Annotated in this window: 22 protein-coding genes and 1 tRNA gene; 11 read left to right on the forward strand and 12 right to left on the reverse strand. The window is 66.8% G+C overall.

Translation table 11 applies throughout. The features are described from left to right. Positions 1–11: 11 nt before the first annotated feature. Positions 12–338: a TraR/DksA family transcriptional regulator gene (locus HMPREF2914_RS17105; RefSeq protein WP_003112819.1), complete on the reverse strand. Its 327-nt coding sequence runs from the start codon at positions 336–338 to the stop codon at positions 12–14. A 234-nt stretch (positions 339–572) separates the two neighbouring features. On the opposite strand from HMPREF2914_RS17105, the gene HMPREF2914_RS17110 reads away from it, so the two are divergent. After that, complete coding sequence (locus HMPREF2914_RS17110) at positions 573–1,061, forward strand: DUF3015 domain-containing protein (protein WP_003094783.1); 489 nt, start codon at positions 573–575, stop codon at positions 1,059–1,061. A 58-nt stretch (positions 1,062–1,119) separates the two neighbouring features. Continuing rightward, positions 1,120–2,976, forward strand: a complete 1,857-nt coding sequence (locus HMPREF2914_RS17115) for an Lnb N-terminal periplasmic domain-containing protein (RefSeq protein ID WP_003094784.1) — start codon at positions 1,120–1,122, stop codon at positions 2,974–2,976. On the opposite strand, the gene HMPREF2914_RS17120 is transcribed toward HMPREF2914_RS17115, so the two are convergent. Both HMPREF2914_RS17120 and rtcR read right to left on the reverse strand, forming a co-directional pair. Then, the gene (locus HMPREF2914_RS17120; protein ID WP_023092939.1) at positions 2,970–3,524 is read right to left on the reverse strand and encodes an NADAR family protein; all 555 of its coding nucleotides are present in this window, start codon (positions 3,522–3,524) and stop codon (positions 2,970–2,972) included. The two genes, HMPREF2914_RS17115 and HMPREF2914_RS17120, sit on opposite strands and share 7 nt — an antisense overlap. A 55-nt stretch (positions 3,525–3,579) precedes the next feature. Beyond that, positions 3,580–5,175, reverse strand: a complete 1,596-nt coding sequence (gene rtcR / locus HMPREF2914_RS17125) for an RNA repair transcriptional activator RtcR (protein WP_023092940.1) — start codon at positions 5,173–5,175, stop codon at positions 3,580–3,582. A gap of 314 nt (positions 5,176–5,489) precedes the next feature. Between rtcR and HMPREF2914_RS17130 the strand changes: the two genes are divergently transcribed. The 7 genes from HMPREF2914_RS17130 to ccpA all read left to right on the forward strand — a co-directional run bounded on the left by HMPREF2914_RS17130 (position 5,490) and on the right by ccpA (position 11,764). After that, positions 5,490–5,563 (forward strand) — tRNA-Arg (locus HMPREF2914_RS17130). 271 nt (positions 5,564–5,834) lie between these two features. Next, positions 5,835–6,980, forward strand: a complete 1,146-nt coding sequence (locus tag HMPREF2914_RS17135) for a slipin family protein (protein ID WP_003116273.1) — start codon at positions 5,835–5,837, stop codon at positions 6,978–6,980. A gap of 55 nt (positions 6,981–7,035) precedes the next feature. Further along, entirely contained in the window at positions 7,036–8,250 is a 1,215-nt protein-coding gene (locus HMPREF2914_RS17140; RefSeq protein ID WP_003119410.1) for an RtcB family protein, read from the forward strand. Between the two features lie 36 nt (positions 8,251–8,286). Beyond that, positions 8,287–9,099, forward strand: coding sequence for a nucleotidyltransferase domain-containing protein (locus tag HMPREF2914_RS17145; protein ID WP_010793782.1), 813 nt, complete (start codon positions 8,287–8,289; stop codon positions 9,097–9,099). Then, on the forward strand, positions 9,096–10,121 hold the full coding sequence (gene rtcA / locus HMPREF2914_RS17150) for an RNA 3'-terminal phosphate cyclase (RefSeq protein WP_003111141.1): 1,026 nt from the start codon (positions 9,096–9,098) through the stop codon (positions 10,119–10,121). The genes HMPREF2914_RS17145 and rtcA overlap by 4 nt, the downstream gene beginning before the upstream one ends. Positions 10,122–10,222: 101 nt before the next feature. Beyond that, entirely contained in the window at positions 10,223–10,600 is a 378-nt protein-coding gene (locus HMPREF2914_RS17155) for a hypothetical protein (RefSeq protein WP_003094811.1), read from the forward strand. 123 nt (positions 10,601–10,723) lie between these two features. Further along, a complete protein-coding gene (gene ccpA, locus HMPREF2914_RS17160) occupies positions 10,724–11,764 on the forward strand; it encodes a cytochrome-c peroxidase CcpA (RefSeq protein WP_003094815.1) in 1,041 nt (346 codons plus the stop codon). A 60-nt stretch (positions 11,765–11,824) separates the two neighbouring features. Here the strand turns inward: ccpA and gdhA are convergent, their stop codons facing one another. The 8 genes from gdhA to ettA form a co-directional block, all read right to left on the reverse strand. Beyond that, positions 11,825–13,162, reverse strand: a complete 1,338-nt coding sequence (gene gdhA / locus HMPREF2914_RS17165) for an NADP-specific glutamate dehydrogenase (RefSeq protein WP_023092941.1) — start codon at positions 13,160–13,162, stop codon at positions 11,825–11,827. A gap of 295 nt (positions 13,163–13,457) precedes the next feature. After that, positions 13,458–14,849, reverse strand: coding sequence for an outer membrane protein transport protein (locus HMPREF2914_RS17170; protein WP_023443563.1), 1,392 nt, complete (start codon positions 14,847–14,849; stop codon positions 13,458–13,460). 259 nt (positions 14,850–15,108) lie between these two features. Then, on the reverse strand, positions 15,109–15,597 hold the full coding sequence (praA, locus tag HMPREF2914_RS17175; RefSeq protein WP_003119407.1) for an alkane oxidation protein activator PraA: 489 nt from the start codon (positions 15,595–15,597) through the stop codon (positions 15,109–15,111). A 597-nt stretch (positions 15,598–16,194) separates the two neighbouring features. Beyond that, positions 16,195–17,472 (reverse strand): efflux RND transporter periplasmic adaptor subunit, encoded by a 1,278-nt coding sequence (locus tag HMPREF2914_RS17180; RefSeq protein ID WP_003141568.1) that lies wholly within the window; start codon positions 17,470–17,472, stop codon positions 16,195–16,197. Beyond that, complete coding sequence (locus tag HMPREF2914_RS17185) at positions 17,462–18,943, reverse strand: TolC family protein (RefSeq protein ID WP_003110719.1); 1,482 nt, start codon at positions 18,941–18,943, stop codon at positions 17,462–17,464. The genes HMPREF2914_RS17180 and HMPREF2914_RS17185 overlap by 11 nt, the downstream gene beginning before the upstream one ends. Beyond that, positions 18,936–20,129: an ABC transporter permease gene (locus HMPREF2914_RS17190; RefSeq protein WP_023092942.1), complete on the reverse strand. Its 1,194-nt coding sequence runs from the start codon at positions 20,127–20,129 to the stop codon at positions 18,936–18,938. The genes HMPREF2914_RS17185 and HMPREF2914_RS17190 overlap by 8 nt, the downstream gene beginning before the upstream one ends. After that, positions 20,126–20,812 (reverse strand): ABC transporter ATP-binding protein, encoded by a 687-nt coding sequence (locus tag HMPREF2914_RS17195; protein ID WP_003112804.1) that lies wholly within the window; start codon positions 20,810–20,812, stop codon positions 20,126–20,128. The genes HMPREF2914_RS17190 and HMPREF2914_RS17195 overlap by 4 nt, the downstream gene beginning before the upstream one ends. 503 nt (positions 20,813–21,315) lie before the next feature. Continuing rightward, a complete protein-coding gene (gene ettA, locus HMPREF2914_RS17200) occupies positions 21,316–22,980 on the reverse strand; it encodes an energy-dependent translational throttle protein EttA (RefSeq protein WP_003094829.1) in 1,665 nt (554 codons plus the stop codon). A 110-nt stretch (positions 22,981–23,090) separates the two neighbouring features. Between ettA and HMPREF2914_RS17205 the strand changes: the two genes are divergently transcribed. Together HMPREF2914_RS17205 and escR are read left to right on the forward strand one after the other, a co-directional pair. Continuing rightward, positions 23,091–23,276: a hypothetical protein gene (locus HMPREF2914_RS17205; protein WP_023980537.1), complete on the forward strand. Its 186-nt coding sequence runs from the start codon at positions 23,091–23,093 to the stop codon at positions 23,274–23,276. Positions 23,277–23,472: 196 nt separating this feature from the next. Then, a complete protein-coding gene (gene escR, locus HMPREF2914_RS17210; protein WP_003094834.1) occupies positions 23,473–23,991 on the forward strand; it encodes a TetR/AcrR family transcriptional regulator EscR in 519 nt (172 codons plus the stop codon). Between the two features lie 50 nt (positions 23,992–24,041). Here escR and oprJ read toward each other — a convergent pair whose 3' ends face one another. Next, positions 24,042–25,481 (reverse strand): multidrug efflux transporter outer membrane subunit OprJ, encoded by a 1,440-nt coding sequence (gene oprJ / locus HMPREF2914_RS17215; protein WP_003112802.1) that lies wholly within the window; start codon positions 25,479–25,481, stop codon positions 24,042–24,044. Position 25,482: the final 1 nt, after the last annotated feature.

Here is a 25,482-nt window from a genome sequence, read left to right on the forward strand (position 1 = left end):
ATGGCGCTATCTCACCGATGTACCAGGTCGGCGCAGCGCAGGCAGTATTCCGCCGCAGGCAGGGCGGCCAGGCGCGCCGGTTCGATAGCCTCGCCACAGCGCTCGCACTGGCCGTAGCGACCTTCCGCCAGGCGCAGGCGGGCCAGGCCGACCTGGCGCATCCCCGCCTCCGCCTCGGCGAGCAGGCCTTCGAGCACTTCGTCGTTCTGGCGCTGCACCGCCTGCTCGGCAAAGTCCGGCGAATGGCTGCGCGCCAGGTCCCGGCGGATCGCCGCGGCGCGTGCCGCGTACTCGGTCGCCAGGGTTTCCAGGGCGGTAGCGGGGTCGAAAGCGCTCATATCCACCTCCTGCGTGAGGAACGGCTGACCAAGGCCGGTTTCGCTCAGACCGACCAGAACTTTCCCAAGTCTGGACGGTTCCAAGCGGATTGCCGCTGACGCCGGTCAATTTTCGCCCGGCATTGCGCGCTGCCACCCATTCGGTGCCTTGACACCCCGGTGGCATTCCGAAAAGCTCACGGCGTCGCTGGCCCGCTCCAGATGGCTCCGATCCACCTCAAGAGAGAACAAACGATGAAACGGATTCTGCTCGGTACCCTGTTCGCCGCCGCCTCCTTCAACGCTTTCGCCGACGCTCCCGGCGGCGCCGGCTGCGGCTGGGGCAACATGCTCTTCAAAGGCCAGCGCGGCGTGGCCACCCACGTGGTCGCGGCGACCACCAACGGCACTTCCGGCAACAACACCTTCGGCATGACCACCGGCACCAACGGCTGCCATACCAACGGCGCGCTGTCCTATGGCGGCAAGCCCCTGCTGGTGCTCGGCAGCATGATGGACGAGCTGTCCGAAGACATGGCCAAGGGCAATGGCGAAGCGCTGACCACCTATGCCGTGGTGCTGGGCGTGCAACCGCAGGACCGCGAGCACTTCGCCGCCGTCACCCACGAGCATTTCTCCGAGATCTTCAACAAGTCCGACGCCACCGCCGCCGACGTCTATGCCAACACCCAGGCGATCCTGAAACAGGACGCCCGCCTGGCCAAGTACGCCGAGCAGGCCTGAGCCTCGCCGCCTGCCCGTTCGCGGGCAGGCCCCTTTCCCCAAGCATTAAGCCTTGCCGATGCCGAAACGCCTGTTGCCCTGGATGGCGCTGTGCGCCTGCTCCCCCCTTCTGGCTGCGCCCACGGTTCCCGAGGCCCGCCTCCAGCAACTGGCCGCCGATCCCTACTGGATCGCCCTCGGCCACTACGAACGCGGCAAGCTCGGCGGTTGGCGCAGCTACGTCGACGACGAGCGGTTCTTCCTCGCCGACAACGGCGAGAGCCACCCGGACGCCGAACTGGCGGCCACGCTAAAGGCGCTCTATGCCTCGCCCAGCCTTGGCGACAAGCATGCCCAGTGCGTCTACCCGGCGCGCACCCGCTGGCTGCGCCAGCAACTGCAACTCGACGACCTGCCGCAGCCGCAGTGCGGCGAATACGACAACTGGTACCGCGACATCAACCCGCACAGCGCGGTGCTGGTGTTCCCCGCGGCCTACCTGAACAGCCCGTCGTCGATGTTCGGCCACACCCTGCTGCGCATCGACCAGGCCGACGTCACCAGCAACAACACTGCCCTGCTCAGCTACGCGCTGAACTTCGGCGCCTACATCGAAGGCATGGACAACAGCATCCTCTATGCCTGGAAAGGCCTGATGGGCGGCTATCCCGGCCTGTTCGCGCTGGTCCCGTACCGGGAGAAGCTGGCCGAATACAGTCGCCTGGAGAACCGCGATCTCTGGGAATACAAGCTGAACCTCACGCCCGAGGAGACCGGGCGCATGGTCGAACACGTCTGGGAACTCAAGCAGGTCCGCTTCGACTACTACTTCTTCGACGAGAACTGTTCGTTCCGCCTGCTCGAACTGATGGAGATCGCCCGCCCGGGCATCGAGCTGACTGAGCAGTTCCCGCTTACCGCGATCCCCACCGACACCGTGCGCGCGGTGAAGAACGCCGGGCTGATCGAGCGCATCGACTACCGGCCGTCGCGCGAGAAGGAACTGCTCGCCCGCGCCGAACCGCTCGACCATGCCGAGCGCGACTGGGCCAAGCGCCTGGCGGACGACGACAGCCTGCTCGACGCTCCCGACTTCAAGGCCCTGCCGATGCCGCGCCAGGCGCTGATCCAGGACGCCGCCTTCCGTCTGGTGCGCTACCGCGCCACCGGTCAGGCGCGTGACAGCGGCATCGCCTCGCGCAGCTACAACCTGTTGCGTGCGATCAACCGCAACCCACCGCCGGACCTCCAGGTCGAGCGCCCCGGCCAGCCGGAAGACGGCCACGAGTCACGGACCTGGCAGTTCGGCGTCGGCAGCCGCGATGACCGCGCCTTCGCCGAGTACGGCCTGCGCATGGCCTACCATGACCTCGCCGATAACGCCTATGGCTTCCCCCTCGGCGCGCAGATCGAGATCGGCCAGCTCAAGCTGCGCCAGTACGAAGGCAACCGCTGGCAGTTGCAGAATCTCGACCTGGTCACCATCCGCTCGCTGACCCCGCGCAACCAGTTGCTCAAACCGCTGTCCTGGCAGGTCGCCGGCGGCCTGGAGCGGGTGCCGGGCGAGGACGGCGACGAAAATCTGGTCAGCCACCTCAACGGCGGCGCCGGCGGCAGCTGGATGTTCGGCGACGACCTGCTGCTCTACGCCATGGGCACCGCGCGGATCGAGAACAACAGGGACTTCGCCGCCGCCATCGCCCCGGCCGTGGGCTTCGACAGCGGCTTGCTGTGGCGCAACCCGTTGGGCAACCTGACCCTGGAGGCCAAGGGCGACTACTTCCACAACGGCGAAGTGCGCCGCAGCCTGGGCTTCGTCCAGCAGGTGGAGCTGGGCCGCGACCTCGGCCTGCGCCTGAGCGCCGAACGCGAGTTCAGCCATGTCGGCAAGCCGATCAACGAGGTCAAGCTGGAGCTGCGCTGGTACTACTACTGAGCCAGCCTCCGGCGCACCTCCATCAGGGCGAAGCCGAGCAGGTTGAGGCCTTGCCAGGTCGCCGGCTCGGCTGCCAGGGGATCGCTCGCAGCCAGGCCGATGCCCCAGATCGCGTCCACCGGGCTGGCCTCGACCAGCACCCGGTCGGCGGTGCCCAGAAGGTATTTCTTCAGCGAAGCGTTCTGGCCGAACTTGCCGAGGTTGCCTTCGATCACGACTCCCACCCGCTCGGCGTTCCAGCGTGCCTCGTCGAAGCCGGCGACTTCGCGGCCGAGGGCCTTCGCCTCGCCTGGGCTGCGCGCCGCCAGGATGCGCTCGAGCAGCCTGGAGTCGTCGAACAAGCGTGCCTTGGCCGCCATCATGTAATGCTCGGCGCTGGCGTAGCGCACCCCGTCGAGCTTGAACGAAGCCTCGTACCACTGGCTGAAACAGCTCTTGCCGACCTTGTCATCCGTCGCCGGACGATGTCCCCAGAAATACAGGTACTTGAAGCTTTCGCCGGCCGCGCAGCGCTGGCGCAGCCGCTCGACGTCCATTATCTCGCTCATCGGCATTCGTCCCTGGAGCCCGTGAAAAGACGCCAAGGATATCCCGAAGTGGTGTTCAGGCGCGTATCTGCGCCCAGTCCAGGCCGAAACGCGCCAGGTACTTGCGCAGCCGGTCGGCGTCGTTGGGGTTGCGCTTGTCCTGGCGCGAAACGGCGAACAGCCGGCGTCCCGCCTCGGAAAGGGTCTTAGCCCCGCGGCACACCTCCAGCACCGCCTGCAGTTGCAGGCGGTCGAACAGATCCAAGGCCTCCACCCGCTGCCCCAGCAGATCAGCCAGTGGCTCCCGGCCCGCATCGAGCCCCCAGGCCTGGCGAAGGCGGAGGATCTCCTCCTCGACCAGCGCCTCGTCGATCCGCCCGCTGTCGGCCAGGGTCGCCATCCGTGTGATGGAAGCCGACAGCTCGCGGAAGTTGCCGGCCCAGCGCGCTTCGCTGGAACCGGCGAAGGCCAGGTAGCGACGCTTGGCCTCCAGGTTGAAACGCACCTGCCGCCCTTGCTCGCGGGCGTGCCGCTCCAGTTCGAAGTCGATGTTCGGCTCGATGTCCTCGCGGCGTCCAGCCAGGCCCGGCAGCTCGAAGGTCCACAGGTTGATGCGGGCGAACAGGTCCTCGCGGAACAGGCCTTCGGCCACTCGTCCGCGCAAGTCGCGGTGGGTCCCGGCGATAAGCTGGAAGTCGCTCTCCACCTCACGGTCCGAACCCAGCGGGAAGAAGCGCTTCTCTTCGATCGCTTTGAGCAGCATCGCCTGTTCATCGGCACCCAGCTCGCCGATCTCGTCGAGGAACAGCATGCCACCGTCGGCTGCGCGCAGCAGGCCTTCGCGCGCATGCTGCGCGCCGGTGAAGGCGCCCTTGACGTGGCCGAACAGTGCCGACATCGCGCCGTCGCCGCGCAAGGTGGCGCAGTTGACCTCGACGAAACGCCCGTCGAGCTGGTGCCGGCTGCGCTTGAGTTCATAGATGCGCCGGGCGAGGAACGATTTGCCGGCACCGGTCGGCCCCACCAGCAGCATGGGTGCCCGCGAACGCACGGCGACCCGCTCGATCTGCTCGATGGAGCGGTTGAAAGCGGCATTACGCGTGGCGATTCCCGACTTGAGAAAAGCCAGGCTTTCCTCCTGTTCGCGGCGGAACCGCGAGGCGATGCGGTCGTAGCGGGACAGGTCGAGGTCGATCAGCGTCGCCGAGCCCTCGGGATGGCGCGCCTCGTCCTTGCGCCGCGACGGCGAAGTCTGCACCAGCCGGGCCGGCAGGTAGCGCGCCTCGGTAAGGAGGAACCAGCAGATCTGCGCGACATGGGTCCCGGTGGTGATATGCACCAGGTAGTCCTCGCGCTCGGTGTCGAAGGGGTAGGCGCTGACGAAATCGTGCAGGGCGCCATAGACCTCCTCGAAGTCCCAGGGGTTGCGCAGTTCCATCTGCTGCAGGCGGACCTCGGTATGCGGCGACACCGCGGCGATGTCGGCGCGAATCCGCTCGGCCAGGCCGAGGTCGCGGGCGTCGTTGCCGTGGATCAGTTCGAGGCGGTCGATCAGCAGATCCGGCTGCTGGCACAGGCCGATGCTCGGCCGCCACTTTTGCCAGCGCGCCGCGCCCTTGCCGAGACGGTCGAGGGTGGCGCCGATGAAGCCGATGGCGACCGTGCGTTTCATCACTGCTTATCCTTCAAGATAAAGATCGATATGAAAATATATAGAAATAACCAGGCATCTCTCCATCGAATTCGCCGACGAAGCGCAATAAAAAATTTATTCACCTTTAAAATCAAATAGTTAATCAAGAAACAGACTCATCTATAAAAACCTGGCACGCCGCTCGCTATATCCATTTCGACCGCATCGCCCATGCAGGCCGACGGGTCGGGACTCCAGTCCCGCCGGTGCCCGAGCCCACCCCTGGTGTCGGCGTCGTGCATGCCGCCCGCAACAACGACGGTCATTCGCGAATGACGGCAATGCCGCTTCGCGGTTCGATAGCTCAGCCTGGTAGAGCAACCATCCACGAAATGGTCTGTCGCGGGTTCGACTCCCGCTCGAACGTTGCCTTAACGGCAATCACTCAATGGCAACACCCGCCGGTGTGGCCGAGGCGAACTGCGCAAGCGGCCAGGAAGGCCGGACAACGCAAGGGAGCCGAAGCCGCCGCCGGCCCGTCCGGCCCGCGGTTCGGGCACGGGGCAAGGCAGGCCGGGGATCGAGGGAATCGATCGCATGGACAGGACGTCCGCCAGGCCAACCTCCTCCGCGCTCCACCCGCGACGCTCGACGGGCCGGCAACACCGGCACCACGGAAGAATGAAAGGAATGAAGAGATGAAAATGCTGAAGCGCTTTATCGTGAAGAAGAACGAACGCGGCCTGCTGTACTCCGAAGGCGACTTCCTCGCCGTGCTCGAACCGGGCACCTACCGCCGCTTCGATCCGTACGACCGCCTGAGCCTGGAAAGCTTCAGCCTGAACACCCCGCAGTTCGAACACCGCCTGGCCGGCTACCTGCGGCAGAGCGAACCGCAACTGGTGGAGCGCTATTTCACCCGGATGGACCTGGGCGACAACGAGGCCGGCCTGCGCTACGAGGACGGCGTGCTGGTGGAGCTGCTCGCACCGGGCAGCCGCCGACTGTACTGGAAAGGCCAGACCGAGCAGCGCCTGGAGCGCATCGACCTGACCCAGGACTATCGATTGTCTGCCGCGCTGGTCGCCCAGTTGCACCAGCCGAACCTGCGCGGCCGGGCCCTGGCGGGCCTGGACGCAGTGTTGCTGGTCCAGGTGCCGGCGTTCCAGGTCGGCGTGCTCAAGGTCGACGGCGCCCTTGCCGGCCTGCTGCAAGCCGGACAATACGGTTTCTGGCGCTACAACCGGCAAGTCAGCGTGGAACTGGTCGACACCCGTATCCAGGCGCTGGAGGTCAGCGGCCAGGAGATCCTTACCCGCGACAAGGTCAGCCTGCGCCTGAACCTCGCCGCCAACTGGCGCTACAACGACGTACTCACCGCCTTCTCGCGGCTGAGCAAGCCGCTGGAGTACCTGTACCGCGAGCTGCAGTTCGGCCTGCGGGCGGCAGTGGGCACCCGTACCCTCGACGAACTGCTGGAGAACAAGCAGTCGATCGACGAAGCGGTCAGCGCCCACCTGGCCGCCAAGCTGGAAGACAGCGGCCTGGAAGTGAGCGGCCTGGGCGTGCGCGACATCATCCTCCCGGGCGAAATGAAGACCCTGCTGGCGCAGGTGGTGGAGGCGGAGAAGGCGGCCCAGGCCAATGTGATCCGCCGCCGCGAGGAAACCTCGGCGACCCGCTCGCTGCTGAATACCGCGAAGGTCATGGAGGAAAACCCGACCGCGCTGCGTCTGAAAGAACTGGAAACCCTGGAGCGGGTGGCCGAGCGCATCGACCGGATTTCGGTATTCGGTGGCCTGGACCAGGTATTGAACGGACTGGTCACGCTGAAGCAGGCCTGATCACGAACGATAGCCGCGCCGTCGACGGGACGACGCGGAGCACAAGGAAAGCACGATGAAAGACATGAATATCCTCGAAGTGGCCGGCGGCAAGCCGATCAAGCTCTGGACCCAGGGCGTACCGGTGGAGGAGGAAGCGCGCCAGCAGTTGCTGAACACGGCGAAGATGCCCTTCATCTTCAAGCACCTGGCGGTGATGCCTGACGTGCACCTGGGCAAGGGCTCGACCATCGGTAGCGTGATCCCTACCCTCGGCGCGATCATCCCGGCCGCGGTGGGCGTGGATATCGGCTGCGGAATGATCGCCGCGCGCACCTCGCTGGTCGCCGCCGACCTGCCGGACAACCTGCACGGCCTGCGCAGCGCCATCGAGCAGGCGGTACCCCACGGCAAGACCTTCGGCCGCCGCGACCGCGGCGCCTGGCACGAGGTACCGGAGGCCGCCGACCAGGCCTGGAAGGCGCTCGCCGGTCGCTTCAAGGCGATCACCGACAAGCACCCGAGGCTGGAGAAGACCAACAACCGCCAGCACCTGGGAACCCTCGGCACCGGCAACCACTTCATCGAGGTCTGCCTGGACGAGGCCGACCGCGTCTGGTTCATGCTGCACAGCGGTTCGCGCGGGGTCGGCAACGCCATCGGCAACCTGTTCATCGAACTGGCCAAGGCGGACATGCGCCAGCACATCGCCAACCTGCCGGACAAGGACCTGGCCTACTTCGAGGAAGGCAGCCGGCACTTCGACGACTACGTGGAAGCGGTCGGCTGGGCCCAGGATTTCGCCCGGCAGAACCGCGCGCTGATGATGCACGCGGTGATCGAGGCGGCGCGCCAGGTGATCCGCAAGCCGTTCGAAGCCAACCTGGAGGCGGTCGATTGCCACCATAACTACGTGCAGAAGGAGCGCCACTTCGGCCAGGAGGTACTGGTCACCCGCAAAGGCGCGGTGTCCGCGCAGAAGGGCCAGCTCGGCATCATTCCCGGCTCGATGGGGGCGAAGAGCTTCATCGTCCGCGGCCTCGGCAACCAGGAAGCGTTCTGCTCGTGCAGCCACGGCGCCGGGCGGACCATGAGCCGGACCAAGGCGAAGAAGGTCTTCAGCGTCGCCGACCAGGCCCGCGCCACCGCCCACGTCGAATGCCGCAAGGACGCCGACGTGATCGACGAGATCCCGATGGCCTACAAGGACATCGACCGGGTCATGGAAGCCCAGCGCGAGCTGGTGGAAGTGCTGCACACCCTGCGTCAGGTGGTGTGCGTGAAAGGATGACGGGCGCCCTGTGGCGCCCGCTGGGGAAGAATCGAAATGAACAGGGAAGAACGCCATCCGCTCCCCGCCGCCATGCGCGAGCGGGTACTGGATGAGCTGGAACGGATCGAACGCGAGCACGACGTAGTCGTGCTCTACGCCTGCGAGTCGGGTAGCCGGGCCTGGGGCTTCGCTTCGCCGGACAGCGACTACGACGTACGCTTCGTCTATGTGCATCAGCCCGAGTGGTATCAGCGCGTCGAGGAACCTCGCGACGTGATAGAACGCCCGCTGAGCGACGAGCTGGACATCAGCGGCTGGGAACTGCGCAAGGCGTTGCGCCTGATGCGCAAATCCAACCCGGCCCTGCTGGAGTGGCTCGGCTCGCCGCTGGTGTATCGGGAAGAGCCTGGCGTGCGCGAGGAACTGCTTTGGCTGGGCAGCGCCTTTCACTCCGTACCAGGCAGTCGCCATCACTACCTGTCGATGGCACGTAAGAACTACCGCGGCTACCTGAAGGGCGACAGCGTCCGGCTGAAGAAATACCTCTACGTCCTGCGCCCGTTGTTCGCGGTGCGTTGGCTGGATGCAGGCCTGGGCTTGCCGCCGGTGGCGTTCGAGAGGCTAATGGAAGCCACGCTGGACGATCCGTCGCTGCGCGAAGAACTGGATGCCCTGCTGAGCCTCAAGCGTCAGCGCGACGAATCGGCCTACGGCCCTCCGCGCCTGGCGCTGCAACGCTTCATCGAAGCGGAGTTGCTCCAGGCCGAACGAGGGGCCGCCCAACCAACCGGCGCGCGCCAGGACAGCCGACTGCTGGATCGCTACCTCCACGACAAGATATGGCAATACACAAGGGAAACCTCATGAGAAAGGACCTCATCGAACTCGACGGCAGCGAAGGCGGCGGGCAGATCCTACGTAGCGCCCTGAGCCTGTCGATGACCAGCGGCCAGCCGCTGCGCATCCGCAACATCCGTGGCCGGCGCAGCCGTCCGGGGCTGCTGCGCCAGCACCTCACCGCGGTGCGCGCGGCGGCGGAAATCTGCGCGGCCGAGGTCGAGGGTGCCGAACTCGGCTCACGCGAGCTGGCGTTCCGGCCCGGTGCGATCCGCGCCGGCGACTACGCCTTCGCCATCGGCTCCGCCGGCAGTTGCTCGCTGGTACTGCAAACCCTGCTGCCGGCGCTGCTCGCGGCCAACGGCGAAAGCCGGGTGAGGATCAGCGGCGGCACCCACAATCCACTGGCGCCGCCGGCGGACTTTCTCCGCGACAGCTGGCTGCCGCTGCTGCGGCGGATGGGCGCGGAAGTCGACCTGGAACTGCTGCGCCACGGCTTCGTACCCGCCGGCGGTGGCGAGCTGCTGGCGCGGGTACGCCCGGCGCGCTGGCGGCCGCTGCAACTGGAGCATCCCGGCGCGGCGCTGCGGCGCCAGGCGCGGGCGCTGCTCGCCGGGATTCCCGGGCACGTCGGCGAGCGCGAGCTGGAGAGGGTCCGCCAGCGCCTCGGTTGGAGCGACGAAGAACGCCAGCTGGAGTTCCTCGCGGAGGACCAGGGGCCGGGCAACGCCCTGCTGCTGCGGATCGACTGCGAGCACATCTGCGCGACCTTCTGCGCCTTCGGCCAGGCCGGCGTCAGCGCCGAACGGGTGGCGGAACAGGTCGCGACGCAAGCCATCGGCTGGATGGAAAGCGGCTGCGCGGCGGACGAGCACCTCGCCGACCAATTGCTGCTGCCCATGGCCCTGGCCGGCGCCGGCAGCTTCACCACGCCACGGCTGAGCGCCCATCTGCAAAGCAACCGCCGGATTATCGAACGCTTCCTGCCGGTGAGGATCGGCGACCAGGCGCTGGACGGCGGCGGTCATCGCATCGTCATCACATCGGCTTGACGAATTCCTCACCAATGCCGACCTAGACTCGCGCCGGACCTGCCAGCGGGCCCGGCGCGAACCTCCGGGAGTCCCGTCCCGGCGGTCGAGGAGTCCCAGCCATGTCTTCTTCGCGTCTCGGCGTGCTTGTCCTCGCCCTGCTCCTGCTCACCGCCACCCTGCTCGGCGGCTGCGAAAACACCCACCAGCACCTGCTCGCCCAGGGCTACCCGCCCGCCTATGCCGACGGTTTCGACGACGGCTGCGGCAGCGGCCGCCAGGCGGCCGGCTCGATCAGCGGCGAATTCCGCAAGGACGTCCCCCGCTACCTGCGCGAGGCGATCTACGCCAGCGGCTGGGGCGACGGCTTCGAGCAATGCCGGTCGATGGCGCGGAGCGAGGAGCGGCGGCGTTTCGAGGAACGCCAGTGGGACGACCGCGACGACGATTGGCAGCGCGACCGCGACCGCGCGCTGGCCCGGGCCTTGCGCGAGCGCTGAAGCACGCTGCGACAACCATCCGCAGCACCGATCCCGGTGCGCTTGATCCACGTCAAGCCGGGCAGCGCGCCGCTGGCCTCTCCTCACAGGACCGGTTGTAACGCCTGATAAGGAGAAAAAAAGATGCAGTCCTCGCAACTGCTCCCGCTTGGCAGCCTGTTGCTGTCGTTCGCCACGCCCCTCGCCCAGGCCGATGCCCTGCACGACCAGGCCAGCGCGCTGTTCAAACCCATCCCCGAGCAGGTCACCGAGCTGCGCGGCCAGCCCATCAGCGAGCAACAGCGCGAACTCGGCAAGAAACTGTTCTTCGACCCGCGCCTGTCGCGCAGCCATGTGCTCAGCTGCAACACCTGCCACAACGTCGGCACCGGCGGCGCCGACAACGTACCGACGTCGGTCGGTCACGGCTGGCAGAAGGGGCCACGCAATTCGCCGACGGTCTTCAACGCGGTATTCAATGCCGCGCAGTTCTGGGATGGCCGCGCCAAGGACCTGGGGGAGCAGGCCAAGGGTCCGATCCAGAACAGCGTCGAGATGCACAGTACCCCGCAGTTGGTCGAACAGACCCTGGGCAGCATCCCGGAATACGTGGACGCCTTCCGCAAGGCCTTCCCCAAGGCCGGCAAGCCGGTCAGCTTCGACAACATGGCGCTGGCCATCGAGGCCTACGAGGCGACCCTGGTAACTCCGGACTCGCCCTTCGACCTGTATCTCAAGGGCGACGACAAGGCCCTCGACGCGCAGCAGAAGAAAGGCCTCAAGGCGTTCATGGACAGTGGCTGCAGCGCCTGCCACAACGGCATCAACCTGGGCGGCCAGGCCTACTTCCCGTTCGGCCTGGTGAAGAAGCCCGACGCTAGCGTCCTGCCCAGCGGCGACAAGGGCCGCTTCGCCGTGACCAAGACCCAGAGCGACGAGTACGTATTCCGCGCCGCGCCCCTGCGCAATGTCGCCCTCACCGCGCCGTACTTCCACAGCGGCCAGGTCTGGGAACTCAAGGACGCGGTGGCGATCATGGGCAACGCCCAGCTCGGCAAGCAGTTGGCGCCGGACGACGTGGAGAACATCGTCGCCTTCCTGCACAGCCTGAGCGGCAAGCAGCCGCGCGTCGAATATCCGCTGCTGCCGGCCAGCACGGAGACCACGCCGCGTCCCGCGGAATAACCGCCACAAGGAAAAACGGGGCTCCCCTGGAGTCCCGTTTTTTTCCTCGATGGGACAACCTCAGACCACGCCCTGCGCCAGCATCGCATCGGCGACCTTGACGAAGCCGGCGATGTTCGCCCCCTTCACGTAGTTGACCCGCCCCTGCTCCTCGCCGTGCAGCAGGCAGGCATGGTGGATCGACTGCATGATGCCGTGCAGCTTGGTATCCACCTCGCCCTCGCTCCAGCGCAGGCGCATGGCGTTCTGCGACATTTCCAGGCCGCTCACCGCCACTCCGCCGGCGTTCGACGCCTTGCCCGGCGCGTAGAGGATGCCGGCCTCGAGGAACAGGTCGACGGCTTCCAGGGTCGAGGGCATGTTGGCGCCTTCGGCGACACAGACGCAGCCGTTGGCCAGCAGGCGCCGCGCATCCTCGGCATCCAGTTCGTTCTGGGTCGCGCAGGGCAGCGCGATATCGCAGGCCAGGCCCCAGGGCCGGCGCCCTTCGAGGAACTGCAGGGAAAACTGCTCCGCCATCTCGCGGATGCGCCCGCGGCGCACGTTCTTCAGCTCCATCAGGTATTCCCACTGCTCGTCGGAGAGCCCCGCCTCGGCATACAGGGTGCCTTCGGAATCGGACAGCGAGATCACCTTGCCGCCCATTTCCATGACCTTGCGCGCCGCGTACTGGGCGACGTTGCCCGAGCCGGAGATCGCCACCCGCTGGCCGTCGAAGCCGCGGCCACGGTCCTTGAGCATTTCCTGGGCGAAGTAGACGCAGCCGAAGCCGGTCGCCTCCGGGCGGATCAGGCTGCCGCCGTAGCTCAGGCCCTTGCCGGTCAGCACCGAGGTGAACTGGTTGGACAGGCGCTTGTACTGGCCGAACAGGTAGCCGATCTCTCGCGCGCCGACGCCGATGTCGCCGGCCGGCACGTCCAGGTCGGCGCCGACGTGACGGTACAGCTCGCTCATGAACGACTGGCAGAAACGCATCACCTCGGCGTCGCTCTTGCCCTTCGGATCGAAGTCGGAGCCGCCCTTGCCGCCGCCCATGGGCAGAGTGGTCAGGGAGTTCTTGAAGACCTGCTCGAAGGCGAGGAACTTCAGCACCCCGAGGTTGACCGAGGGGTGGAAGCGCAGGCCGCCCTTGTACGGGCCGATGGCGCTGCTCATCTGCACCCGGTAGCCACGGTTGACCCGTACCCGGCCCTGATCGTCGACCCAGGGCACGCGGAACAGGATCGCCCGCTCGGGTTCGACGATGCGTTCGATGATGCCGGCTTCCAGGTAGTGCGGGTTGGCCTCGAGGAACGGCCAGAGGGAACGCAGCACCTCTTCCACCGCCTGGTGGAATTCGGGCTGATCGGGATCGCGCCGCTTCAGGCGCTCGAGGAAAGCGTCGACGGATTGCGTCATTTTTCTCACCGGTTTCTAGTTTTGTGAACAATTTTTTGCGCGTGACTCTAACAAGCCAGGCGGCACCTAGAAAGTGCGAAATGACGCATTGATGAATCTTTATGGTGCAAAACTGAAACTTTCCGCGTCCGCCAGAATGGCTCGGGCCAGAGCACGCGCCCGGAACCAGGCTGCCTCCCGGGGTGGCCACGCACTGTTGAAGGGCGACGAGGGCACCGTTCGCGTGCATCCCGGCGCCAGATGCGAAAGGGCCTCCCCCTGACGGGGGAGGCCCTTTCTCTGCCTACGGCCGGGTCTAGAAGTCGTAGGTCGCGGACAGGCTGAACACCTGTCCCTTGCTGGTTGCCTTGCCATCCAGGCGTCCGCCGCCGAGGCGATCCTGGTTGACCGTCTTCAACGGCACCTCCTTGACGAACTGCCGCGAGTAGGCCGCGTCGATCGACAACTCCGGCATCGACTGGAAGCGATAGCCGGCGCCCAGGGAGGCGAAGTAGCGATCGCCGTCGGGAATCCGCGGGTCGCGGGTGGCATTGTGGGTCGGCGTCTGGTCGTAGGCGACCCCGGCGCGCATGGTCCACTGGTCGGTCACCTTGTAGTCGCCGCCCACCGCCAGGGTCCAGGTGTTCCGGTAGGTGTAGGGGATGGAGACGATCGTGTTGCCGTGGGACTTGAGGGTCAGGTCCTGGAACGACGACCACTCGGTCCAGGTGGCGCTGGCGCCCAGGCTCAGACGGTCGTTGAACTGGTGTACCCAGTCCAGCGAGGCGTAGGCGGGGATATCCAGGCGCGCCGAGGCGGAAGCGCCCATGCGCAGGTCCAGGCCCGGATAGGCCAGGCCCGGGGTGCCGCCCTCGATGGCGCCCTCGGTCAGCCCACCGTCGTGGTCGTAGAGGTTGTAGTGACCCTTCAGCTTGTTGCGGATCTTCGCGTGGTAGGCGAAGCCCAGGGTGTCGCGGTCGGTCGGCTTCCACACCGCGCCGGCGAAGAAGCCGGGCGAGGTGTTGTCCACCTTGACCCGCATCAGCGCGGACGAGTTCGAGGCCGGGAACGGAATCCCGCCCATGCCCGGGGAGTTGGCGGCCGAGGCATAGAGATCGAGGTTCTGGCTGACGAAGCCGGAGGTGCGCTGGATGATCACCCCGGCGCCCAGGGAGAAGTTGTCGTTGACCTTGAACGACAGGGAGCCGGTCAGGCCGATCGTCTCGATCTTGGTGTCCACCGCGAAATCGCGGCCTTTCCAGTTCGGGTCCCAGGTGCTGCGCATTCCCATCGGAACGACCTGGCTCAGACCGAAGGCGAAGCGGTCGTTGATCGGTACGACCAGGAAGCCGGTCGGCAGCCACGCGCCGAATCCGGCCTGGCCGCCATCGTTGGTACCCAGCTCGGGGGTGCCCGGCCCGTCCTGGTAGCCGCCGGTCATGGGATTGCCCTGGTAGTCGTAGGCATCGCCGTTGTACTTGATGTCGATATCGGCGTAGTTGACCGTCAACTGGGCGATCCGCTTGTCGATGAACGCCATGGCCGCCGGGTTGTTGAACGCGGCGCTCGGATCGTTGGGAAACAGCGAGCCGCCTGCCATCGCACGGCCCCAGCCCGCCGTGTTGGTGGTCGGCACCATGAAGCCGCCGGCTTGCGCCTGGGACGTGCCGAACAGTCCGCCGACGATCAGGGCGCAGAGCAATGGCAATGGTTTTCTGGCAAACAGGCAGGAAATATCGTTTTTGTTGTTCAAGGTTTCACCCCTGGTGGACTGCTAATGCACGGGGCACGATGGTCGGCCTGCTTGAGCGTCCTGGCGGACACCCTCCCCCAGACCGTTTTCCATGTGCGAACGAGGTTCTGCGCCGCTTCCGGCGGAAACTCCCTCGGACCTGCCGGCCCGCGAAGGACGCCTGGCAGCGGGAGCGCGAAACCGCTGGCGCCGAGGGCGCCAGCGGCAGCCCGGATTACGGGTTGACTACGAAGGCCGGGGTCGGCTTCACGCTCAGGCTGTTGATCTTGCAGTTGCCTGCCAGCGACTGATTGCTGGCGCTGAGGGTGTTGGTGGCGTTGCTCCAGGAACCGTTGACGGTGCTCGGGCCACAGGTAGAGGAGAGAATCTTGAAGCCGACGCCATCGACCTTGCCGGCAGTGGTGCTGGAAACGGTCAGCTTCCACGGCAGGCCGGTCATCTGCGGCACGCTGCACAGGGTGTTGCTGCCGCTGACGGTGACGCTGTCGATCGAGGCATAGGAGCCATCGGCGGCGGTCTTGCCCTTGAAGGTGATGTTGCAGGTCACTGGCAGATTGAGCGACGCCGGCGAGCTCACGCTGATGGTGCCAGGTGCGGTGAAGGCCGAGTTGACCGGGGTGATGGTGGCCGCGCTGGCCATGGACGAAACGCTCAGGCAGAGAGCAAGAGCAGCAAAGGACGGCAGGGACTTGATGGATTTCATTGTTTTGTATCCTTCCAGTGAGTTGGCAACGCTCGCGGTTGCCGAGCCTTGATCATGCGGCAGGATCGTCGCCGACCCGCCCCCACGACCACCTTGTGCCTTCCCGTCCGATCCACCTGCCAGGCGAACCACACCACCCGCCTTGGCCGTGCGTACCGGGATTCGGGAGAGGCTTTACCTCATGAGTCCTATCCGGTGCCGACGCTGACGGTCCCCACGACGAGCCGGGACAGACCGGATATCGGAAAGATCCGATAGGGTTTGCCAACCCGCCGCGCCTCGAGATGCCCACCTGGCCGACCTCCGCGAACGCAGGCCTGACAGGGCTGGCAATCACCACGAAGGGGCAGTGGACCAGTCAACGACGGGGGCCAGAGTACGGTCAGCACGGCTCTGGAAAAGCCTAGCGAAAGAAGGGGGTTGACCCTCCGAAGGAAGGTCGGTGAATGCCGTGGAGGGCGGACGAAGCGTCGTCGCGAAGGAATCCTGATACCTCTGTCAACATCCGCGTCGGGAAGAAACGCACCATGACGGGGCGTACCTACCAGAATTGGCAGCTCGCGAAGCGACCCAGCCAACCCAAAGTTAGGTTGCCAACTATCGGTCGGACGATGACGGCACGCGAACGAGACCCGGCTGCAACTCGAACACCTCCACGCCCTCCGGCGTGGAGCGTCCGATCTTGACCTGTTGCGCCATCACGCTGGCGCCGGGAGCCTGGCGAAAGTCCACGAACAGCCGGTCACCCTCGTGGCGTATCGCCTCCGGCGGCACGACGATGGCCTGTTCGTTGCGATAGGTGGTGACCGTCAGCTTGGCGCTCATTCCCAGACGAATCTTCTGCAACTGGCGGGGATCGAGCGGCGCTACCGATACCGTCACCTCGAACTGCGGGCTACCTCCCTGGGCCATGCCGGGCAGAGCCTGACCACCGAGGGCGGCGATGACGCCCGCCAGCGTGGTGCCCTCGAAGCCGTCGCCACTGATTTCCACCGCCTGCCCTTCGCGCAACTGGTTGATATCCAGTTCGGAAACCTTCGCAGATACCTTCAGCCGCTCGACGCTGGCCAGGCCGAACAACGCCTGGCCCTGCCCCAGCTTGCTACCGGCCTGCACCGGTTCGCGGCTGCCCTGCTCGCCAGCCAGGCCGGGCGCCGCGACGACGATACCGGCAAAGGGCGCGCGCACCGTACGGCCATCCAGCTGGGCCTGCAGCGTCTCGTATTTCACGCTGGCGTTGGCCAGGTCCATTTCGGCGATCTGGCGATTCTCGCCCTGCCCCTTGGCGCGGGTCGACTCCACTTCCCGCCGGGCCGCCTCCAGGTCCATGCGCTGCTGGCTGGCCTGTTGTTCGAGATCGTCGAGTTCGTTGCGCGGGACGATCCCGCGCTGGAACAGCTCGCGGGTCTCGCGCAACTTGCGCTCGGTGCTGCTCTGCGCCAACTGCGCGCTGCGCAGGGCACGACGGACCCGCGCCATGTCCTCGCCACGCTCCCAGTCGCGCAGGTCCTGCAGGGTGCGACGGGCCTTGAGCAACGCCGACTGTGCCTCGCGCACCTGCACGGCGATCTCGCGGGTGTCCATGCGCAGCAGCTCCTGTCCTTCCGCGACCCGCTGTCCCGGCTCCACCAGCAGCGCCTCGACATTGCCGGCGAAGGGCGCCGCCAGGGTCACCACGCGCCCCGGTTCCAGGCGTCCGACCAGGCCGATCTGATGCACCAGCGGGGCCGCCCGTACGGCGACCCAGCGCTCCCCTTCCGTGCGTTTCGCGGTGCCGCCGGCGAGGACCAGCCAGGCCAGCGCCGCGACAACCGCCAGGCCGGCGGCGAGCGGCAATGCGGGCCGGCGCAGGAAGGAAAACCGGTCAGTGGTCATTGAGCGAAATCTCCCAGCTATCCAGGGTCATGCCGACGATCAGGTCGAGCTGCGTCTGCGCATTGAGAAACGAGATCAGGGCATTCAATTGGGTGTTCTCGACGTTGCGCAGGTCGGTCTCGAAGCTCAGCACCTGGAAGTTGCTCGAACGCCCGACGCGCAGCTTTTCCCGCTCGATCTCCAGCTTGCGCCGCGACAAGGCGGTGGCGCGCTGGGCGATCTGGTACTGGCGCCAGCGCGTGCCGAGGTCGCGCACCGCATCGATGACGTTCTGCTCCAGGGTCTGCCGGGCATCCTCGATCAGGATCTTCTGGTTCTCCACGTCGACCTGGGCGCGCACCTCGGCCTGCCGGCGGCTGAGGTCGCCGATGGGAATTTCCACCTGTACCCCGGCGTAGCTGTCCCAGCTGCGTGAATTGTCGCCACCGCCCTCGCTGTAGCGGTCGCGGATCTGGCTGGCGCCGCCCACCAGCGAGACATCCCACAGGCGCTGGTTCTTCGCCAGCACCAGGTTGAGGTCGGCCTGGCGACTGCCGATCAGGCGTTGCAGGTATTCCGGTTGCTGCTGCAGGGCGGTCCTGATCGCCTGCTGGCGGTCGACCTCGATCGGCGTGGCGGCCAGCGCATCGCTGGCGCGGATCTGCGTCGACAGGTCCAGCGCCAGCAGTTGCAGCAGGGCCAGGCGTGCGCTGTCGACCTGGTTGGCGGACTCCTCGACGTTGAGCTCCTGGCTGGCGACGTCGGCCTCGGTCTGCACGATCTCGAATTCGGCCATTCGCCCGGCGCGGATCATCGCCCGGTTGACCTCGAGCAGCTCCTGGGTCCGCGCCAGGGCTTCGCGAGCGATGCGCGCCTGCTCCTGGGCGCGCAGCAGCTCCCGGTAGGCACCGATGACCTGGCTGATGGTCTGCGACACGCTGGCCTTGAGTTGCAGGCGATTGGCGTCTTCGGAGAGACGTGCCAGGCGCAGCGGCGCGGTGGTGACGTCCCAGCCCGCATCGCGCAGCAACGGCTGGACGACGGTCAGGTCGAGGCCATCGCTGCGGTAGCGCCCGGCCTCGTCGGCGGTGCGGAACTGCTTCACCCAGGCCAGGCTGAAGCGAGTGCCATATTCGCCAAGCAGGGTCGCGGTGGGCGAGACATTGCTGGTCCTCGTGCGGTCTTCGGTGGCGCGGTTGGCGCGATAGTCGCCGCGCACCACCAGCTTCGGGTTGAAGGCGTCGGCGGCGACCCGCAGGTCGAACTTCTGCGCGATTCGTTGCAGGTAGGCGCTACGGATTCCACGGTTGTTGCGCAGGCCAAGATAGACCGCGTCGCTCAGGCTGAGGTCGATCACCTGCTCGCTGAGCAGTACCGACCTGCCCTGCTCGCGGGCCATGCTCGGTACGTCCGGACTCAGCGCCGGGTTGACGCTGGCCGCCACCGGAAGAGCGGCGACCAGCCACAGCACGCCCAGGCCCCACCTATTCATCGCGCAGCGCCTCGACCGGTTGCAGGCGAGCCGCCGAGACCGCCGGATAGAGCCCGAAGAACAGCCCCACCAGCAGGGTACTGCCCATCCCCAGCGGCAGGGCCGCGTAGGCCAGAGAGAAGGTCCAGCCGGAGAACCTGGCGTAGAGATACGCAGTCGCCACGCCGAGCACCGCGCCCGACAGCGCGCCCGCGGCGGTCAGGGTCACCGCCTCGATCAGGAACAGGTTGCGGATGTCCCGCTGGCGCGCGCCCAGCGCCATGCGCACGCCGATTTCCCGGCGGCGTTCGGCGACACTCATCAGCATCACGTTCATCACTCCGACGCCGCCGCCGAGCAGGGAGATGATCCCCAGTCCGGCCAGCAGGTAGGTGAAGGTCCGGGTCTGCCGCTTGAGTCCATCGAGCACCTGCTGCGAGACCTGGACCTGCGCCTCGTGACCGGGCAACCGCGCCGTCAGGGCCGCGCCCAGGGCCGCGCCGACGCTATAGACGTCCGCTCCCGGCGTGACCCGCGCCACCACGTGGCTGACCTCGGCGGCCGGCTGCAGGCGCGGCATGCCCGGCGCCGGCACGAACAGCGAGTCGTTGGCGGCGAACGGCAAGAGAGCGGCGCTGGCCTGCGGCTGGAGAATGCCGATCACGCGGAACAGATAGTCGTTGACCGTCAGTTGCTCGCCGAGGCGCAGCGGATCGCCGGGCGCCCCCAGGGCCTCGGCGATTGTCGCGCCCACCACCACGTAGGTGTCGTGATCGTCGAAGTGCGAGAGGAAACGTCCTTCGCGCAGCCGTAGCCTGGCGGCGGCTGCGAGCCCGGCGCTGGCGCCGACGATACTGGCGTTGCTGGTGCGTCCGTGAAAGGTCACCGGGGCCGAGTACAGGCCCAGCGCCGCCAGGTGCTCCAGACCGGCCACGTCGCGGAGCAGCGGTTCGGTGTCGAGTGACGCCGGCATCGGCATCGGCGCCTGCGGGGCGAACGGGAACTGCACCACCAGGGTGTCGGTGCCCATGTCCTTGAAGATGCTCATCGCTTCGTCGGTCGCGTTGCTGCCGATGTTCAGCATCGCGATCACCGATGAACAGCCCATGACGATACCCAGCAACGCCAGCAGCGAGCGGCGCCCCAGCCCGCGAAGACTGGCGAGGGCCTCGTGAAGCAATTGCCGGGGCGACGGGCTGGCGCTCACCGGCAGGCCTCCGCCAGGTCCTCGTGCACCTCGCCATGCCGTACTGTCAGTTGGCGCCCGAGACGGGCGGCCAGGCCGGGATCGTGGGTGACCACCACCAGGGTCACCTGGCGCTCGCGGTTGAGCGTGAGAAGCAGCTCCAGCACTTCTTTCGCGGTGCTCGCGTCGAGGTTGCCGGTTGGTTCGTCGGCGAGGATCAGCGCCGGCTCGCCGACCAGCGCGCGAGCGATGGCGACGCGCTGCCGCTGGCCGCCGGAGAGGTCCGCTGGACGATGGCCGGCGCGCTCGGCCAGGCCGACCCGGGCGAGCATCGCCTCGGCCCGCTCCAGTGCCTCGCGGCGCGGCATCCCTCGATAGCTCAGGGGCAGCGCGACGTTGTCCAGCGCGTTCAGCCGCGGCAACAGGTTGAAGCTCTGGAAGACGAAGCCGATCAGGCGATTGCGGATCGCCGCCAGTCGGTCCCCGTCGACGCTGAAGATGTCGTGCTCGGCGAAGCGGTAGGCGCCGCTGTCCGGGCGGTCGAGCAGGCCGAGGATATTCAGCAGGGTGCTCTTGCCCGAGCCCGACGCGCCGACGATCGCGCAGCTTTCTCCGGGAAAGATGTCCAGGCAGACGTCTTTCAGTATCTGCAGCGGCTGCCCCCCCAGGAGGTAGCCCTTGCCGATCCCCTGCAGGGAGATCAATGATTCGTGCTTGTTTGTTGTTGGCATTCGCACCCGACCGCTCGCATCCCTTCAAGGCCCGCCCGGTCGTACCGCCGCAAGGCCGGCGATACAGGCCGAACGGCCATACTGCTGATGATGGAGACAGCGCACAAGCCGCCACCACCGGCAACGCTACCCCGAGGCGCCAGCGCCGAGCGAAGGTAGCGGCTGGTCCGCCCGGCCAATGCCGGTACTCGATTCCGCCGGGCTTCGCCATATGGCGCGGCCTCTCCGGGCAGGCGGTATTGAGCGCACGGATCGGCTGCGCAGACCACTAGCAGAGCTGACACCATCGCGGCCGTCGATGCACCCCCATCTTTAGTTAGGTGAAGGCTCAGGCATGCTGCTTGGGAGCCCCCCGGGTACCGCCGATGGAGGTGTCCTGCGCAGTTCCCATGTTCCCCTGCGCATGGCTCGTTGAATTCCAGGCATGAAAAAACCGCCGGCCGGCAACGCCGGCGGGCGGTTTCTCGAGGGCGCGCTTACGCCAGTTTCTTGTAGCGCACGCGGTGCGGCTGGGCCGCGGCGTCGCCCAGGCGCTTCTTGCGGTCGGCCTCGAACTCGGTGTAGTTGCCTTCGAAGAAGGTCACCTTGCCATCGTCCTCGTAGGAGAGGATGTGGGTGGCGATCCGGTCGAGGAACCAGCGGTCGTGGGAGATCACGATGGCGGAGCCGGGGAAGTCCAGCAGCGCCTCTTCCAGCGCACGCAGGGTTTCCACGTCGAGGTCGTTGGACGGTTCGTCGAGCAGCAACACGTTGCCACCCTGCTTCAGGGTCAGGGCCAGGTGCAGACGGCCACGCTCACCGCCGGAGAGGTCCTTGACGAACTTCTGCTGGTCGGCGCCCTTGAAGTTGAAGCGACCGACATAGCTGCGCGACGGGACTTCGTAGTTGCCGATCTTGATCTGCTCGAAACCGTCGGAAACCTGCTCCCACACGGTCTTGTTGCCTTCCAGGCTGTCACGGCTCTGGTCGACGCTGGCGATCTGCACGGTCTCGCCGATCTCGATGGTGCCGGAGTCCGGCTGCTCCTTGCCGGTAAGCATGCGGAACAGGGTCGACTTGCCCGCGCCGTTGCCGCCGATCACACCGACGATGGCGCCCTTGGGAATGCTCAGGGACAGGTTGTCGATCAGCACGCGGTCGCCGTAGCCCTTGGTCACATTGTGCAGTTCGATGACCTTGTCGCCCAGGCGCGGACCGGCCGGGATGTAGATCTCGTTGGTCTCGCTGCGCTTCTGGAATTCCTGCGACTGCAGTTCCTCGAAGCGCTGCAGGCGCGCCTTGGACTTGGCCTGGCGGCCCTTGGCGCCCTGGCGTACCCACTCCAGCTCGGCCTTCATGGCCTTGGCGTGGGAGGCTTCCTGCTTGGCTTCCTGGGCCAGGCGGGCGGCCTTGGATTCCAGCCAGCCGGAGTAGTTGCCTTCGAACGGGATGCCATGGCCACGGTCGAGTTCGAGGATCCAGCCGGCGACGTTGTCGAGGAAGTAGCGGTCGTGGGTGATCGCCACCACGGTGCCGGGGAAGTCGTGCAGGAAATGCTCCAGCCAGGCCACCGAGTCGGCGTCCAGGTGGTTGGTCGGTTCGTCCAGCAGCAGCATGTCGGGAGCCGACAGCAGCAGGCGGCACAGCGCTACGCGGCGCTTTTCGCCGCCGGACAGGTGCTCGACCTTGGCATCCCACGGCGGCAGGCGCAGGGCGTCGGCGGCGACTTCCAGCTGGCGTTCCAGGTTGTGTCCGTCGGATGCCTGGAGGATCGCCTCCAGCTTGGCCTGCTCGGCGGCCAGGGCGTCGAAGTCGGCATCCGGCTCGGCATAGGCGGCATAGACCTCGTCCAGCCGCGCCTGGGCCTGCTTGATCTGGCCGACGGCCTCTTCGACGATGTCGCGCACGGTGGCCTGCGGGTCCAGCTTGGGCTCCTGCGGCAGGTAGCCGACGTTGATCCCCGGCATCGGCCGGGCCTCGCCTTCGATCTCGGTGTCGACGCCGGCCATGATCCGCAGCAGGGTGGACTTGCCCGCGCCGTTCAGGCCGAGCACGCCGATCTTGGCGCCGGGGAAGAACGACAGGGAGATGTCCTTGAGGATTTCACGCTTGGGCGGAACGATCTTGCCGACCCGATGCATGGTGTAGACGTACTGAGCCAAAACGAGCACCTCATGAAGAAAAGGAAAAAAACTCGGCCAAGTATATGACAGACCGAGAGAAAGCTGGCCAGCCACCCCGGTTTTCGTGGGGCGAGGCGCTTTGCCGGCGAATGTTCGCCGTCCGATTCCAGGCCGCTACGGTGACGCTGAGCAGCGTACTGGCCGCCCTTACCGTCTCCGCTACCCTCGTCCTGTCGAAGGCGTTCTGCCTGAGCGAGGCGGCGACCATCGCCCCGTGCGGGATCTGGGTGGGCCTGGCATTGCTCGCGGCCATGGTGCTGCCTCTCAAGACCTGACGCGAAGCAAGGCGTGGGTAGATCCATCCTGCTACAATTGATCCAAACCAGTCTCAAAAGAACAAAAAAAACCTCAAAAATGACACTCGCTCCCAGACCCGCCCAGCTACCCGACTCGCCGCACAGGGACAGTCTCGACCCAACGCCAACCCCGTCGTATCAAGACCAGCGCCTGCTCAAGGCCCTGGCCACCGCGATGGTCAATCATCCGCGCGCCACCATGGGAGAACTGGCGGAACTGGCAGGCGTGAGCAGGGCAACCCTGAACCGTCATTGCGGTACCCGCGAAGGTCTCAAGCGGCGCCTGGAAAGCCATGCCAGGAGTACCCTCGAACGCCTCACCCACAGCGCCGCCCTGCAGCGGCTGGAGCCGCGGGAAGCGCTACGCGAGCTGATCCGGGAACACCTCGCCCAGCGCGACCTGCTGGCGCTGCTGATGTTCGAGCAGAACCCGGGACGCCAGGCCGGGCATGGGGACGCCAGTTGGCAGTCCTATGTCGAAGCCCTGGACGCCTTCTTCCTGCGCGGCCAGCAGAAGCGTGTGTTCCGTATCGATATCAGCGCGGCGACCTTCAGCGAACTCTTCATCGTCCTGATCTACGGCATGGTCGATGCCGAGCGCCGCGGTCGCGCGGCCAGCGCCGGGTTGTCCGCCACACTCGAGGAGCTGTTCCTGCGTGGCGCGTCGAACCCCGCACAACCTGCCAGCCCTTGAGCGGGCGGCAGTTGCCACCCGCTAGCACCGTTTCCCACACGTTTACCCGCTCAACTCCTGCCGCCTCGATGTACCACCAGGCTCCGTCCCTCGTCCCAGCCTCCGCCGAGCGCGCGGAACAGGTCGACCAGGGCGATCTGCCGCTGGGTGCTGCCGTCGATGAAGGCGATCTCGTTGAGGAAGCTGCTGCGCTGCGCATCGAGGTAGCGCAGGTGGTTGTCGACGCCACTCTCGTAGCGTGCCTTGGCCAGCTTCAGGGCTTCGTTGCTGCTGTTCGCCAGGGCGCGCAGGGCCTTCTCTTCGCGACGCAGGGTATCGCTGGCCGCCAGGGCGTCGGCGACCTCGCGGAAAGCGGTCTGGATGGTCCCCTCGTAGGCAGCCACCGCCGAATCCTTGCGCGCCTCGGCCAGGCTCAGGTTGGCACGGTTGCGCCCGCCATCGAAGATCGGCAGCGTCAGCGTCGGCAGGAAGCTCCAGGAGCGCGAGCCGCCATCGAACAGGCCGGACATTTCCGCGCTGGAGGTGCCGAAGCTGCCGGTCAGGCTGATGCGTGGGAAGAACGCCGCGCGCGCCGCGCCGATATCCGCGTTGCGCGCCCGCAAACGATGTTCGGCGGCAAGGATGTCGGGGCGTCGCTCGATCAGCTCGGACGGCGTGCCGGGAGCGATGTCCTGCAGCAGCTTCGGCCGCTGCCCCGGACTCCGCGGAATCGCCTGCGCGGCATCGTCGCTGCCCAGCAGCAACACCAGCGCGTTGAATGCCTGCTGTTTCTGCCGCAGGTTGCGCTCCTGCTCGGCGCGCGCCTGCTCCACCAGGCCAAGGGCTTCCTGGTAGTCCAGCGCGGTGGCGGCGCCGGCCGCGCGGCGCTGGTCGATCAGGGCGAAGGAATACTCGCGGCTGACCAGGGTCTGACGGGTCAGCGCCAGGCGCCGCAGGGCGCCGTCGTAGCTCAGGTAGGCCTGGCTGACCTCGGCGACCAGGGCGATCCGTGCCGCACGCGCCGCCTCCTCGCTGGCCAGGTACTGTTGCAGGGCGGCGTCGGTCAGGCTCTTGACCCGACCGAAGAGGTCCAGTTCGTACTCCGGCAGGGCCAGCCCGACCTGGTAGCTGCTGGCCACTTCCGAGCGATTGCCGGCGGACAGGTCGGCCGGCTGCCGCTGGCGGTTGCCGGTGGCAGCGGCATTCAGGCCCGGAACCCGGTCGGCGCGCTGGATTCGGTACTGCGCGCGGGCCGCCTCGATATCCAGGAGGGTCTGGCGCAGCGAGCGGTTGTTATCCAGGGCCATGTCCACCAGGCGGCGTAGTTCGGCATCGACGATGAAACTCTTCCAATCCAGCGTGTCGATCGCCGCGCCCTGGCGCTGGGCGGCGGCGCCGCTCCAGCTGTCGGCCACCGGCGCGGCGGGACGTTCGTAGGTCGGCGCCATGGAGCAGGCGCCGAGGGTCAGGGCTATCAGCAGCGCCGATACGCCGAAAGCAGGTTTGCGCATC

Origin of the sequence: Pseudomonas sp. HMSC067G02 (genome assembly GCF_001813485.1) — a bacterium.
In the GTDB taxonomy this organism is placed as follows: domain Bacteria; phylum Pseudomonadota; class Gammaproteobacteria; order Pseudomonadales; family Pseudomonadaceae; genus Pseudomonas; species Pseudomonas aeruginosa.